This is a genomic window from Devosia sp. Micro-HW1, assembly GCF_056341075.1.
On record NZ_CP094375.1, the window covers coordinates 136,460 to 150,496 of the forward strand.

Annotated in this window: 14 protein-coding genes; 7 read left to right on the forward strand and 7 right to left on the reverse strand. The window is 62.3% G+C overall.

Going from position 1 to position 14,037, the window contains the following annotated elements:
* Positions 1-30: 30 nt before the first annotated feature.
* The 7 genes from MQW79_RS00615 to MQW79_RS00645 form a co-directional block, all read right to left on the reverse strand.
* On the reverse strand, positions 31-597 hold the full coding sequence (locus MQW79_RS00615; RefSeq protein ID WP_476586207.1) for a DUF1697 domain-containing protein: 567 nt from the start codon (positions 595-597) through the stop codon (positions 31-33).
* A 229-nt stretch (positions 598-826) separates the two neighbouring features.
* Positions 827-1,954, reverse strand: coding sequence for an alanine racemase (gene alr / locus MQW79_RS00620; RefSeq protein ID WP_476586208.1), 1,128 nt, complete (start codon positions 1,952-1,954; stop codon positions 827-829).
* A gap of 2 nt (positions 1,955-1,956) precedes the next feature.
* Positions 1,957-3,441 (reverse strand): replicative DNA helicase, encoded by a 1,485-nt coding sequence (locus tag MQW79_RS00625; protein WP_476586209.1) that lies wholly within the window; start codon positions 3,439-3,441, stop codon positions 1,957-1,959.
* A gap of 272 nt (positions 3,442-3,713) precedes the next feature.
* A complete protein-coding gene (rplI, locus tag MQW79_RS00630; protein WP_476586210.1) occupies positions 3,714-4,280 on the reverse strand; it encodes a 50S ribosomal protein L9 in 567 nt (188 codons plus the stop codon).
* A 190-nt stretch (positions 4,281-4,470) separates the two neighbouring features.
* The gene (rpsR, locus tag MQW79_RS00635) at positions 4,471-4,725 is read right to left on the reverse strand and encodes a 30S ribosomal protein S18 (RefSeq protein ID WP_067450285.1); all 255 of its coding nucleotides are present in this window, start codon (positions 4,723-4,725) and stop codon (positions 4,471-4,473) included.
* Positions 4,726-4,742: 17 nt separating this feature from the next.
* Entirely contained in the window at positions 4,743-5,147 is a 405-nt protein-coding gene (rpsF, locus tag MQW79_RS00640; protein WP_476586211.1) for a 30S ribosomal protein S6, read from the reverse strand.
* Between the two features lie 304 nt (positions 5,148-5,451).
* On the reverse strand, positions 5,452-7,344 hold the full coding sequence (locus tag MQW79_RS00645) for a glucose/sorbosone family PQQ-dependent dehydrogenase (protein WP_476586212.1): 1,893 nt from the start codon (positions 7,342-7,344) through the stop codon (positions 5,452-5,454).
* A gap of 325 nt (positions 7,345-7,669) precedes the next feature.
* Between MQW79_RS00645 and fabD the strand changes: the two genes are divergently transcribed.
* The 7 genes from fabD (at position 7,670) to gmk (ending at position 14,011) form a co-directional block, all read left to right on the forward strand.
* Positions 7,670-8,620, forward strand: a complete 951-nt coding sequence (gene fabD, locus MQW79_RS00650) for an ACP S-malonyltransferase (RefSeq protein WP_476586213.1) — start codon at positions 7,670-7,672, stop codon at positions 8,618-8,620.
* A gap of 48 nt (positions 8,621-8,668) precedes the next feature.
* A complete protein-coding gene (gene fabG / locus MQW79_RS00655) occupies positions 8,669-9,406 on the forward strand; it encodes a 3-oxoacyl-[acyl-carrier-protein] reductase (RefSeq protein ID WP_476586215.1) in 738 nt (245 codons plus the stop codon).
* A 268-nt stretch (positions 9,407-9,674) separates the two neighbouring features.
* The gene (locus MQW79_RS00660; protein ID WP_046103861.1) at positions 9,675-9,911 is read left to right on the forward strand and encodes an acyl carrier protein; all 237 of its coding nucleotides are present in this window, start codon (positions 9,675-9,677) and stop codon (positions 9,909-9,911) included.
* A 28-nt stretch (positions 9,912-9,939) separates the two neighbouring features.
* On the forward strand, positions 9,940-11,202 hold the full coding sequence (gene fabF / locus MQW79_RS00665; RefSeq protein WP_476588268.1) for a beta-ketoacyl-ACP synthase II: 1,263 nt from the start codon (positions 9,940-9,942) through the stop codon (positions 11,200-11,202).
* A gap of 157 nt (positions 11,203-11,359) precedes the next feature.
* The gene (gene mltG, locus MQW79_RS00670) at positions 11,360-12,472 is read left to right on the forward strand and encodes an endolytic transglycosylase MltG (protein ID WP_476586217.1); all 1,113 of its coding nucleotides are present in this window, start codon (positions 11,360-11,362) and stop codon (positions 12,470-12,472) included.
* Positions 12,473-12,474: 2 nt separating this feature from the next.
* Complete coding sequence (locus MQW79_RS00675) at positions 12,475-13,362, forward strand: YicC/YloC family endoribonuclease (protein WP_476586218.1); 888 nt, start codon at positions 12,475-12,477, stop codon at positions 13,360-13,362.
* Positions 13,363-13,372: 10 nt separating this feature from the next.
* Positions 13,373-14,011 (forward strand): guanylate kinase, encoded by a 639-nt coding sequence (gene gmk / locus MQW79_RS00680; RefSeq protein WP_476586220.1) that lies wholly within the window; start codon positions 13,373-13,375, stop codon positions 14,009-14,011.
* Positions 14,012-14,037 lie beyond the last annotated feature (26 nt).

Below are 14,037 nucleotides of genomic sequence, written 5' to 3' on the forward strand. Positions count from 1 at the left end.
ACAACGAGGCAAACTGGCACTCCCCCTGTTTCAGGGGGAGGTTGGGTGGGGGTGCCTTGACGCGCTCGCCGCCGCAATCTTTGTAAGACTGCTCCAGCTGCGCGATGTGTTGGTCCCGCAATTCCTGTCGATCAGCCGGATCAGCTTGCCCGCCTGGGCCACGTCGCGGGTAAAATCCACGACCAGGTGTTTGTCGACGATATGCACATCCTCGGGCCCCTCGTAGGCGTCGAGCCAGGAGAAGTCCGGTGACGGATCGGCGAAGAAGTAGACCCCGGTCTGGCTCGGCCGCTCCCGCGCAGCCTCGGGTACCGGGTCGGCCTTGAGGAGCCGCCGGAGAAGGGCGGGGCGCCGCAGCACGGGCACGACATTGTCGCCCAGTCCGAACCCTTTCAGCACCGCCGTCATGGTCGCCGTCGCCTGCCGGTCGGTGCCGGCAAAGCCAGCGATCATGTTGCCGGTGTTGAGCACCGTCACTGGATCGACAAAGCCCGCTGCTGCCGAGGCTTCCCGCCACTGTGCCATGCCCATGAGCTTGTGCGTCACCGGGCCGATGGCACGGAGAAGGATGACGTAGAGGTCAGGGGAATTGGCCATGGCGATTCCTCGTCTATGAGCGCCAGGAAACTTAGCAGAAAGACCGCCGCCGCGACAAAAACCAGAAGGGGGTGATGGGCGCGCTGTTCAAAGCACCCACCGTGCCGTCCTCGGGCCTGACCCGAGGACCACTCTTAACGTTCGCTGTCGTTTCGACAGGCCCTCGGGTCAAACCCGAGGGCGGAACTCGGATGGGGGAGCCACTGTGACCATAAGGTCGGAGCTGCCACTACTCCGGCAGCCGCCCGTCACCCACATAGATGCGGTTATACCGTCCCTTGAGGCTCGTGAGAACTTCATAGCCGATCGTGCCGCCGGCATCGGCCTGGTCGTCAACGCCGAGAGTGAGGCCCAGAACCTCTGCGCCTTCGCCCGCCACGGGCAGGTCCTGTCCCAGCTCGGTCACGTCGACCACGGTGAGGTCCATCGAGATCTTGCCGATCACCGGGCAGATCTTGCCTCGGATGACGACTTTCCCGCCCGGCCTGGCATTGGTGCCCGACATCGAGCGGAAGTAGCCATCGGCATAGCCATAGCCGAGCACGGCGAGCTTGGAATTGCGGTTGAGCGTATAGGTTGCGCCATAGCCGACGGTTTCGCCGGTCCGGCCCTCGGTCACCTGCAGGATCGGCACGTGCAGCGTCACGACCGGCTGCATCGGGTTCTTGCGACCATTGACGGCGCGGCCGCCATAAAGCGCGATGCCGGGGCGGACCATCTGGAAGTGGTAGTCGCGTCCCGTCATCAGCGCCGCCGAATTGGCCAGAGACGCGGGAATGCCGGGAAACTGCGCCATGACCGAGCCGAACAGAGCCAGCTGGGTGCGGTTCTTCTCATGGCTGGGTTGGTCCGCGCAGGCCAGGTGGCTCATGATCATCTGCGGCGCATAGCCGAGCTTTTCGATCCGCTCGCGTACGAGACCCGCTTCGTTGAGCCGGAAGCCGATGCGGTTGATGCCGGTGTCGAAATGGAAGGCACTGGGATAGGCCTCGTTGCGCTCCACGCACTTGGCGAGCCATTCGTCCAGCATCGCCATGGTCGACAGCACCGGCATGAGGTTCTGCCGGATGTAGAGATTGGCGGCGCCGGGATAGAGGCCGTAGAGCACGAAGATATGGGCGTCGGGCACCGCGGCCCGCACCGCCATGCCTTCATCGGGCGTGGCGACGAAGAAGAAGCGGGCGCCTGCCGCATGCAGCGCCTTCGATGCCATGTCGATGCCGGTGCCATAGGCGTCGGCTTTGACCACGGCGGCCGTCAGCGCACCGGCGCTCACCTTGTCCAGGGCTCGCCAATTGCGGGCCAGGGCCCCCAGATCGATGCTCAGTTGGCCGCCAAGGCCTGAAGTCAGCGCCATGCCTATTCCATGCGTTCAGGCAGATAGTCTGCCCGAGCAAGGTTACCAAAGCGGGTAAATTGCGCCTCGAAGCTCAGCTGAACCGTGCCGGTAGGGCCGTGACGCTGCTTGGCGATGATGACTTCCGCCTTGCCGTGCACCTTTTCCATTTCCCCCTGCCAGGTCAGATGTTCGGGCGTGCCCTCTTTGGGCTCCTTGTTCTTGAGATAGTATTCTTCGCGATACACGAACAGAACCACGTCCGCGTCCTGCTCGATAGACCCCGATTCGCGCAAGTCCGCCAATTGCGGATGTTTGTCGTCGCGCGATTCCACCTGGCGGGACAGCTGGGAGAGGGCGATGATCGGCACTTCCAGCTCCTTGGCGAGGGCTTTCAGCGTCGTGGTGATTTCGGTCAGTTCCTGCACGCGGTTCTGGCTCGACGCCTTCGATGAACCGGACAGCAGCTGCAGGTAGTCGACGATCAGCAGGTCCAGGCCCTTTTGCCGCTTCAGGCGTCGGGCTCGGGCGGCGAGCTGGGCCACCGAGATGCCGCCGGTATCGTCGATATAGAGCGGCACCTTGCTCATGATATTGCTGACATCCACCAGCTTGGCGAACTGGTTGTCGTGGATTCTGCCGCGGCGGATGTCCGAGGACGAAATTTCCGCCTGCTCGGCCAGAATACGGGTGGCGAGCTGCTCGGAACTCATTTCGAGGCTGAAGAAGCCGACGACGCCGCCATTGACCGTCTTGCTATGCCCGTCGGCCGTCACCTCTGCGCGCCAGGCCTTGGCGACATTGTAGGCGATATTGGTCACCAGAGACGTCTTGCCCATGGCGGGACGTCCCGCCAGCACGATCAGGTCCGAACGCTGCAACCCGCCCATCTGCTTGTCGAGATCGTGGAGATCGGTCGCGATACCCGAAAGTCCGCCGTCGCGCTGAAAGGCTTCGCCCGCCATCTGGATCGAGGCGCTCAGCGCTGCGCCGAACGCCTGGAAGCCGCCGTCATAGCGACCCTTTTCGGCCAGCTGGAACAGTTCGCTCTCGACCTTTTCGATCTGCTTGTTGGGCGTCATCTCCACGTCGCTGTCATAAGCGACGCCGACCATTTCCTCGCCCACCAGGATCAGGTTTCGGCGGATGGCGAGGTCATAGATGGCCTGGCCATAGTCGGCGGCATTGAGCACCGTGGTGGCTTCTGCCGCCAGGCGCGACAGATACTGCATCATCGTGACTTCGGGCAGCAGCTGGTCGGGCAGGTGGGTCTTGAGCGTGGCCGGTTCGGCCGCTTTACCTGCACGGATGATCTTGCCCGCGAGCTCATAGATTTCCCGGTGGATCGGTTCGTAGAAGTGCTCCGGCATCAGGAAGTCAGCGACGCGATAGAAGGCGTCGTTGTTGATCAGGATTGCGCCCAGCAGGGCCTGTTCCACTTCCACATTGTGCGGAGCAACGCGGAAGGTCTTGTCGTCTTGGGATGGAACGAGAGCGAGCTGGGCCATAACGAGTCCTGACGGGGGTTAACCTTTCTTAATCACGCATTTTCTGCGTGAGTCTTGGGCTAGCGACACGAGGGTTAAGTTTCACTTTGCGCCCCTGTGAACTCTGTGAACAACGGGGAATGAACTACGGCGCTCTTGCGGCGGCATTATGGGTGAGTCGGTGCAGCGTACCCACTACCACTAGTTTTTAGCCAGCATCGCCCGAAGGGCGCAAAACAAAAGGGCCGGGAAATCCCGGCCCTTTCGCAAGTTCTGTACTGATGATCCGAAGACTACTCTTCGAAACGGTCGTCCTGGGCAGCGTCGGCCTGGCCGGCGGCGAAATCGCCAGCTTCGTCGGCTTCGAACGTGTGGACGGTGACGTCTTCACCCTGGGCCTGGCGTTCGGCTTCGTCGGGCGAACGGGCAACGTTGACGGAGATGCTGACAGCAACTTCGGCATGCAGGTTGAGTGCGACGGTGTGAACGCCGACCGACTTGATCGGCTCGGCGAGGTCGACCTGGTTGCGCTGCACGACGAAACCGTCGGCGGCCAGGGCTTCCACAACGTCACGGGCAGCGACCGAACCATAAAGCTGGCCGGTTTCGCCGGCCTGGCGGATCATGGTGACGGTGCGGCCATTGAGACCCTCGGCAATGCCGGCAGCGGCGTTGCGGCGCTCTTCATTGCGCTGTTCGATATGAGCGCGCTCGTTCTCGAACTTCTTGCGGTTGGCTTCCGTGGCGCGCAGCGCCTTGCCCTGGGGCAGGAGGAAGTTGCGAGCAAAGCCGTCCTTGACGGAGACCTCGTCACCGATGGTGCCGGTGCGGCCGATACGCTCGAGCAGAATGACTTTCATGATTTCAATCCTTTGGCTGTCCCGCCTTCCGGCGGTTAGGAGCCGCAGACCATCTGCGACCCCAGCGTTGACGATGTGGAACGTGATGCTCCCCCAGCGTCACCACCCGACTTGATCGGGTGGTCCATGCCGCCTCTTGCTGAATTGCCCGGTCAAGCCGGGCAATGACGGCAATCAGGCGGCCACTGTTTTACTGAACCGCGTAGGGCATCAGGCCGATGAAACGGGCACGCTTGATGGCACGGGCCAGTTCACGCTGCTTCTTGGCAGAAACGGCGGTGATGCGGCTCGGCACGATCTTGCCGCGCTCGGAGACGTAGCGGCTCAGCAGGCGCACGTCCTTGTAGTCGATCTTCGGTGCGCCCTCACCCGAGAACGGGCAGGTCTTGCGACGACGCTGGAACGGGCGGCGGGCCTGGGAAGTGGTAAGGTCTTTGATAGCCATTTTTCTCGTTCCTTGTCTTAGAAGCGGCGCGGACGGCGTTCGCCGGAGAAACCGCCACGGTCGCCGCCGGGACGGCCGCCACCTTCGCGGTCGTCGCGATCGCGCTTCTGCATCATCGCAGACGGGCCTTCTTCCAGCTCGTCAACGCGCACGGTCATGAAGCGCAGGATGTCTTCATTGATGCGCATCTGGCGTTCCATTTCGGCAACGGCGGCCGGGGACGCTTCGATATTGAGCAGGGTGTAGTGAGCCTTGCGGTTCTTGCGGATGCGGTAGGAGAGACCCTTGAGGCCCCAGTATTCGTTCTTGGTGACCTTGCCGCCGCCCTGGCCGAGCACTTCGGTCAGGTTTGCGGTAAGCTCTTCGACCTGCTGCTGGGAAACGTCCTGGCGAGCGAGGTAGATGTGTTCGTAGAGGGCCATTGATGCGCCTTCCTTTCGAGTTTCATACTCAGCAAATCCCTGGCGCGGAGCCCCTTCGAAGCCGGAAAGGCGTCAAAGCAGTCTTGCAAAGAGCGGGAACACGGGAGGCCGGATCTGCGTACAGATCCTGTTTTTCCCAAGCAAGGCTCGCGCCTTGTCATGAATGAAAAAAACCCTCCGTTCAGCCCCCGGCCAAACGAATTGCTGGCGCCCCTATAGGGGAAAGGCGGATGGAACGCAAGGGTAGGGCCTGTCCGGGCAGGAAGCGAAAGGCCAGTTGGCCTTTCGCTGATGCGCTTTCGGTCTAGGGGAACTGGATCGTGCCGGTCGAGTCCTGGGTAAGCGGTTCTTCGCCTGCCTCGAGGCCGTTGACCGAGAGAATATAGGCGGCCAGTGCTGCATAGACCTCATCCGACAGCGAATCCGGAGCCGACGGGGGCATGGTGTGGGCCTTGGCTACAAGGTCTCCTGCCGTTTGACCTTCCCAGTTTTCCTGGAAAAACTGGCCGGCCAGCGGCGGGCCATAGGTATTGTTGGTCAGCGTGTCGCCGTGGCAGACCGAGCAACTGGCATTGTAGGCCGTCTTGCCCTGCGCCACCTGGTCCTCGGTGAAGCTGGGCAGGTCGGCTGCGGCTGCGTCATCAGTGTCCGTTGACGCGGCCTCACCCTCGCCTTCTTCGGCGGCCTGCGCCTGGTCGCCCTGACCCCGCAGGGATTGCTCGTCTGCCGGGGGCACGGTGCTCGGGTCGCCTTCACCTTCATAGGTATAGGCGATGATCTCTCCAGGATTATCCAGCTCGCTGGTCGTGCCGCCTTCCACATTCTCTGCAATGCCCGAGGCGTCCGTGGCGATGTAGATGGTCTTGCCATCCTCGCTGACGGCGACGTCACGGTAGCGGTTATTGGTCTGGAAATAGCGCTCGACCGTGCCACTCACCGCCTGGCCTGACTCGTCCAGCGGCAGCACGTAGATGGAGCCGCGCTTGAGGGTAGGGGCCAGCAGGACCTTGCCCCAGCCGGGGATGCGGTCGTCGCCGCCTTCGTAATATTCGATGCTCGTGATGCCTACGGTCGGCCAGCAGATGAAATCGGTACCCTTGCAGTCCGCGACCTGGAAGTTCCAGCCGGTCGGGACGGTGAACATCGTGGCGATCGGGTCCTGCATCTCCTCGGTAAAGGCCAATTCAGGCTCATGCGGGACGTTGTCGGGAATCGCGTATTCGCTGAACTCGGTCTCGGCGCAGGGCGGGTTCTCCGCCAGCTCCCAGTTGGCGTGTTCATAGGCCATGTCGTCGTTGAAGCCGGCAACATTGGGCCAGCCGTAATTGCCGCCGGATGTGAGGATGTTCACCTCGTCGTCGGTCTTCGGGCCGTGCTCGGATGCGTAGAGCGTGCCATCCGGACCAAAGCCGATGCCCTGCATGTTGCGATGGCCATAGGTGAAGACATGGCTCTGCACGCCATCGAGCTCCGGATTGTCCTCGGGGATGGACCCGTCGAGATTGAGTCGCAGCGACTTGCCGACATAGGCCACATAGTCTTCATTGCTGACTTCGTCCGCCGTCGGCAGACGCTGGGACTCGATGGCGAGGCACACATTTGCGCCCTGGTTGTTCCCCTGGTCGCCGAGCGTGTAATAGAGCTTGCTGTCCGGCCCCACTTTGAGGCGTCCGGAATTGTGGTCATTGCTTGCCGGCAGTCCGGTAATCAGGTCCACCGGGTCGCCAAGAGTGCCATCCTCCTCATTGTAGCTGAGCTGCACGATCTTGGTGTAGAGCTGGTGATAGGGGCTGCTTTCGTCTTCCACTTGCGGATCGGGGCCCTTGTCCTCATCCACATAGGTATAGGCCGCATAGACGAAGTCATTTCCCGTGCCTTGGCCGAGCTCGGGATGCAGTGCCAGGCCCATCAGGCCATCCTGGCCGCCGGGTGCCGAAATTTCGTCGATGACGATGGCTTCCTGCTGCTCGCCGGTGGCCGGGTCAATCCGGCTGATGCGCTTGCCGGTACGCTCTGTGGTCCAGAGCATTCCATCGGGACCGAGCGTGATTTCCCACGGATTGTCGAGGCCGCTGATCACAACAGATTGGGAAAATTCTTTGGCACCGGTCACATAGGAGTCCGGGCTCTGTGCCAGGCTTGGCGATACCAGGGCGGTAAAGGCAAGCAGCGCGTGCGTGGGGTGCAGGTGTTTCATCGCATATCCTTTCGGCTGGACTCCTGAAACGTCCCTGAGAAGCGAAAAGTTCGCCTTTTTCTCGGGTGGTTCCCACGTGTTCGTGCTTTTCGCATGGACCAGGAAGCAAGCCGCGTCTGGATGGGAGGGATAGCGTTGCGAGACCCCCAAAACATCAACGGCGCCCGCCGCTACGTTACTTCCCTCAAATATCGTGCTTTACACAGCCGTCCGGCACGGAAAGGCCCGTCAGCCTTGACTCTGCCACAAGCTCCCGGCAAAGCCCGCGCAACCGGGCAGCTCCATTGCGGGTTGTCAGATTTAAATCGCTAGAGGTGACCGCGTCATGTCCGCTATCGCATTTACTTTCCCGGGCCAGGGCAGCCAGGCCGTCGGAATGGGCAAGGATCTTGCCGCTGCCTATCCTGAGGCCCGCGCCGTTTTCCAGGAAGTCGACGAGGCCCTGGGCGAGCGTCTTTCGGCTACCATGTTCGAGGGTCCCGAAGACATCCTGCGTCTCACCGAGAACGCCCAGCCCGCGCTGATGGCCGTCTCGGTCGCGGTGATCCGTGTCCTTGAAAGCAAGGGTGTCTCCCTGAGGGATCACGCCAAGTTCGTCGCCGGCCATTCCCTGGGCGAATATTCTGCGCTTTGCGCCGCCGGTACCTTCAGTCTCGCCGATGCCGCCCGTCTGCTGCGCACCCGCGGCCAGGCCATGCAGAAGGCCGTGCCCGTGGGTCATGGCGCCATGGCCGCGCTGCTCGGCCTCGATGTCGAAACCGCCCGTGCGGTCGCGGCCGAGGCGGCGCAGGGCGAAGTCTGTGACGTCGCCAACGACAATGCCCCCGGCCAGGTCGTCGTGTCCGGCGCCACATCAGCTGTCGAGCGTGCCGTCGAGATCGCCAAGGCCAAGGGCGCCAAGCGCGCATTGCTGCTTCCGGTCAGCGCTCCGTTCCATTGCTCGCTGATGCAGCCTGCCGCCGATGCCATGGCCGCCGCCCTCGCCGAAGTGCAGATGAACGCCCCCGTCGTCCCGCTGGTCGCCAATGTGCTGGCAACCCCCATCTCCGACCCTGCCGAAATCCGCCAGCGTCTCGTTGAGCAGGTGACCGGCGTCGTCCGCTGGACCGATAGCGTCACCTGGCTGACCACCGAAGGCGGCATCACCACCCTCATTGAGCTTGGTTCAGGAAAGGTGCTGACCGGGCTTGCCAAGCGCATCGCGCCCGACGCAACTGCTCAGGCGGTTGGCACTCCGGCCGACATTGACGCCCTCGTCGCCCAGCTCAAGTCCTGAATCAAAGCCTGAAGCGCTTGAATCGCTTTCTCCTCGGAGGAGACCTAAATGTTTGATCTTTCTGGTAAACGCGCCCTGGTTACCGGCGCCAGCGGCGGCATTGGCCGCGAAATCGCCAAGGCCCTGGCCGCTGCCGGCGCAACCGTCGCCCTCTCGGGCACCCGCGTTGCTGCCCTCGAAGATACGGCCAGCGAAATCGGCAAGGACTGCCCGATCCTTCCCGCCAACCTTTCCAGGCTCGACGAAGTCGACAAGCTCGTTCCCGCGGCCGAAGCGGCTATGGGCGGCGTCGACATCCTCGTCAACAATGCCGGCATGACTCGCGACAACCTCTTCATGCGCATGAAGGATGAAGAGTGGGACGAGGTCATCGCGGTCAACCTTACCGCCGCCTTCCACCTCAACCGCGCAGTCCTGCGCGGCATGATGAAGGCCCGCTGGGGCCGCATCATCGGCATCTCTTCTGTCGTGGGCGTCATGGGCAATCCGGGGCAGGGCAATTATGCGGCCTCCAAGGCCGGCCTTATCGGCATGAACAAGGCGCTGGCCTATGAAGTCGCCAGCCGCAACATCACCGTCAATTCCATCGCTCCGGGATTCATCTCGTCGGCGATGACCGACGAACTCAATGACAAGCAGCGCGAGTCGATCCTCTCCACTGTTCCCGCCGGCCGCCTCGGCACGGCTCAGGAAGTGGCTGGCTGCGCTGTATTCCTGTCCAGCGATGCTGCCGCGTACATCACCGGCCACACCCTCAACGTGAATGGCGGCATGGCCATGATTTAGTTGTTCTTCGGCGCGAACAGGCGCCGGAGAACCGCACGAGACATGGCGAACTTATGGCCAAAAGCCTTGGAAACCGGGAAAAACGCGGCTGGATATGGTGAAAGAAACATGTTACCCCGCGCCCCGGTCCCCCGTGCCGGCCTGCCTTGCGGGCGCTGGGAAGGCCGCCTACATTGCCTCTGTGCAAACCAATTGTGCGCTTGATGATTTGGCTTTGCGCCAATAAGAAGCGAAACGAAACGTCGATTTCTAAAAAGGGAAGTCAAATATGAGCGATGTCGCTGATCGGGTCCGCAAGATCGTTGTGGAACACCTCAATGTGGATGCCGAGAAGGTCACCGAAAAGGCCAGCTTCATTGACGATCTGGGCGCAGACTCCCTGGATCAGGTCGAGCTGGTGATGGCTTTCGAGGAAGAATTCTCGGTCGAGATCCCGGACGACGCCGCCGAGTCGATCCAGACTTTCGGCGATGCGGTCGCCTTCCTGACCAAGGCTACCAGCTAAGGCTGGGGCTAGGCCGCTGACCATGGAATTGCGCCGAGTCGTCGTAACCGGACTGGGACTAGTCACGCCGCTGGGATGTGGTGTTGAGGCCACCTGGTCCAACATCCTTGCCGGTAAAAGTGGCGCCAAGCGTATCGACGATTTCGAGATCGACGATATTGCCTGCCAGATCGCCCATCGTATTCCACTCGGGGACTATGCCGAAGGCAAGTACAACCCCGACGAATGGATGGAAGTGAAGGAGCAGCGCAAGGTTGATCCCTTCATAGTCTATGCTATGGCTGCGGCTACGCAGGCCATTCAGGATGCGGGTGTCGAACCCAAGACCCAGGAAGAGCAGGAACGCACTGGCGTCCTGATCGGCTCGGGTATTGGTGGCGTCGGCGGCATCTATGATGCGTCTGTCACGCTGCATGAAAAGGGGCCGCGTCGTATCAGCCCCTTCTTCATTCCCGGCCGCCTGATCAACCTGGCCTCGGGCCAGGTCTCGATCCGCTTTGGCCTCAAGGGTCCGAACCACTCTGTGGTTACGGCCTGTTCGACCGGTGCTCATGCCATTGGTGACGCAGCCCGTCTCATCGCCCTGGGCGATGCCGACGTGATGGTTGCCGGCGGCTCTGAGAGCTGCATCAACCGCCTGTCAATGGCCGGCTTCTCCGCGGCGCGCGCCATGTCGACCGGCTTCAACGACAATCCCGTCGCCGCCTCGCGGCCCTATGACAAGGACCGCGATGGTTTCGTCATGGGCGAAGGCGCTGGCATCGTCGTGCTGGAAGATTACGAGCGGGCCAAGGCCCGTGGCGCCAAGATCTATGGCGAAGTGATCGGTTATGGCCTTTCGGGCGATGCCTATCACATCACCGCACCGGCGCCCGATGGCGATGGTGGCTACCGCGCCATGAGCGCGGCGATCAAGCGCGCCGGCATCTCGGCATCCGACATCGACTACATCAATGCCCATGGCACCTCGACGCCGCTTGGCGACGAAATCGAACTGGGCGCGGTCACCCGCGTGCTGGGCGATGCTGCGCCCAAGGCGGTGATGAGCTCGACCAAGTCGGCCGTGGGTCACCTCCTGGGTGCCGCCGGGTCGGTGGAAGCCATCTTCTGCCTGCTCGCCATGCGCGACAACATCGCGCCGCCCACCCTCAACCTCGACAATCCTTCCGTTGAAACCGAGATCAATCTCGTGCCGCACAAGGCATTCAAGAAGGAAATCAACGTGGCCCTGTCCAACAGCTTCGGCTTTGGCGGCACCAATGCCACGCTGGTGATGCGCAAGGTCAGCTGACTTTTATGAAAATTGTAGGGGGCACATCGCTAGCCATGCGATGTGCCCCTTGTTTTTGCCCGCCGCGATTGCAAACAATGCCGGCGCCCCGCCACAGTTTGGCAAAACAACAATGACAGAGCTGATCTGGGCTCTAATCGCGAGTGACAGGGAAGAGATGAACGACCGCAGGAACCGGCGCCGCCGCCGCTCGGGCAATGGCTTGATCGACGTACTCAATGGCCTGCTGACCCTCCTGGTCATCGGGCTTGTCGTGGTCGGAGGCGGGGTTTTCTTCGTGGCCTCGCAGTATTACGGCACCGGCCCCACCAGCGAGGATCGCATTTTCCGGGTCGAATCGGGCAATACGCTCTCGACCACGGCCGGGCGCCTTGAGGAGCAGGGCTTCATCACCAATTCCATGATCTTCAGCCAGTTCGGCAGCCGCGTCGAGGAAAGCGCTATCGTCAAGGCCGGCGATTTCAACATTCCCGCCGGCTCCAGCATGTCGGATATCCTCAAGGAACTGACGCAGGGCAATCCGTTGCGCTTCGCGGTGACCATTCCCGAGGGCTGGACTGTCTGGCAGGCCGTCAATCGCATCAATGCCGATGACCAGTTGACCGGAACGATCGATCAATTGCCCCCGGAAGGGTCGATCCTGCCGGGCAGCTACGACTACATGCCCGGTGATTCCCGCCAGTCCGTGCTCGACAAGATGCAGGTGGCCATGACCGAGGCCCTGGCGGAGGTATGGGAAACACGCCAGGCCGACCTGCCACTGCAGTCCCCCGCCGAAATGCTCATCCTCGCCTCTATCGTCGAGAAGGAAACCGGCGTCGCCAGCGAGCGTCCGCAGATCGCGGCCGTCTTCGTCAATCGTCTGCAGGTGCCGATGCGCCTTCAGTCCGACCCGACCATCATCTATGGCATCACCAAGGGCCAGTCGACGCTCGACCGCGGCATTCGCCGCTCGGAAATCGACGAGGCGACACCCTACAATACCTATCAGATCGACGGTCTGCCCCCCACGCCCATCGCCAATCCCGGTATTGATGCACTGCGAGCCGTCGCCAATCCCGATGCCCACGAATATCTCTATTTCGTCGCCAAGGGCGCGACACCCAGTGAAGGCCATGTCTTTGCCGAGACCTATGCCGAGCATCAGCAGAATGTCGCGCGCTACCGCGAGATAGAGGCCGAGGCACAGGCCGAACGCGAAGCCGAGGCGGCCCGGCAGGCCCTCGAGGCCGAACAGGCGGAAGCGGAGCCTGCGGAAGGCGACGTCTGACAGTGGCCGGCGCCCTCTCGAGCATGACCGGATTTGCCCGCGCTGAGCGGCAGGCCGGTACCGTGCGGGTGCGCATCGAAGTGAAATCGGTCAACGGCCGCGGCCTCGACATGCGCATGCGGCTGGCCACGGGCCTCGATGCTGTCGAAATTGCCCTGCGCCAGCAGCTCTCCAGGGCGCTCAGCCGCGGCTCCATCAACCTCGTGGCCACGCTTGATCGTGGGGGCGCCAGCGGCCAGGTGCGCGTCAACCAACAGGCGCTCGCAACCGTCCTTGCCGCCATTGAACAGCTGCGCGCGCAGGAGCCCATGGCCGTGTCGCGGCCCGAAGCGATCCTGGCGCTGCCAGGGGTGCTTGAAGCCGACGATGGGGCAGGGGCGGTCGATGAAGATGTATTGGAGGCCCTGATCCTCGATTGCGCCGCCGAGGCAATCGATGCGCTGAAGGCCGCGCGGTTGCAGGAGGGTGCCCAGATCGCCCTGGTCCTGCTAGCCCAGCTCGACTCGATCGCCGCCCTGGTCGCCAGTGCCGAGACACATCCCGTCCGCTCCCGTGCCGCCATCGAAACGCGCCTTCGCGATCAGCTTGCCGCTTTGGGTCAGGATCTGGCCCTGCCGCCGGATCGGCTGGCCCAGGAGGCTTTGCTTCTTGCCACCAAGGCGGACATCCAGGAAGAGCTCGACCGCCTTCGCGCCCATATCGGAGCGGCGCGAAAGCTCATCGCCGAAGGCGGCCCGGCCGGGCGTCGTCTCGATTTCCTCGCCCAGGAATTCAACCGAGAAGCCAATACGCTTTGTTCCAAGTCGAACGCGGTGGAGCTTACAGCCATCGGTCTTGACCTCAAGGCACTGATCGATCAACTACGCGAGCAGATCCAGAACATCGAGTAGAGACGGACACATGGAATTTCAGCGTCGCGGCGTCATGTTGGTGATTGCCTCGCCCTCGGGCGCCGGAAAGTCCTCCATCTCGCGCTCGCTGTTTCAGCAGGATCCCAATATCCGCCTCTCGGTCTCGGTGACGACGCGCGCCCGGCGCAGCGACGAGGTCGAAGGGACGCACTACTATTTCGTCGATGTTCCCACCTTCAAGCGCATGGAAGCCGAAGGTGGCCTGCTCGAATCCGCTGAAGTCCACGGCAATTTCTACGGCACCCCGCGCGCCAAGGTCGAAGAGCATCTCGCCGCTGGCAACGACATCCTCTTCGATGTCGACTATCAGGGCACCCTGCAGCTCTACGAAAAGTGCCGTGCCGACATGGTGACCGTCTTCATCCTGCCCCCCACGATCCAGGAATTGCGGGCCCGCCTCGAACGCCGCGCCCAGGACAGCGTCGGCACTATCGAAAAGCGCCTGCGCAATGCCCGTATCGAGCTCGATCATGCGACCGAATACGACTATGTCATCATCAATCACGATCTGGAACGGTCGGTCCAGAACGTGCGCTCGATCCTCGCCGCGTCCCGCCTCAAGCGCGAGCGTCAGACGGATTTGACGAGCTTCGTCAAAGACTTGCAGACGCAGATTGATTCACTTTAAGGATTAGGGTGGGCGTCCACATGCTG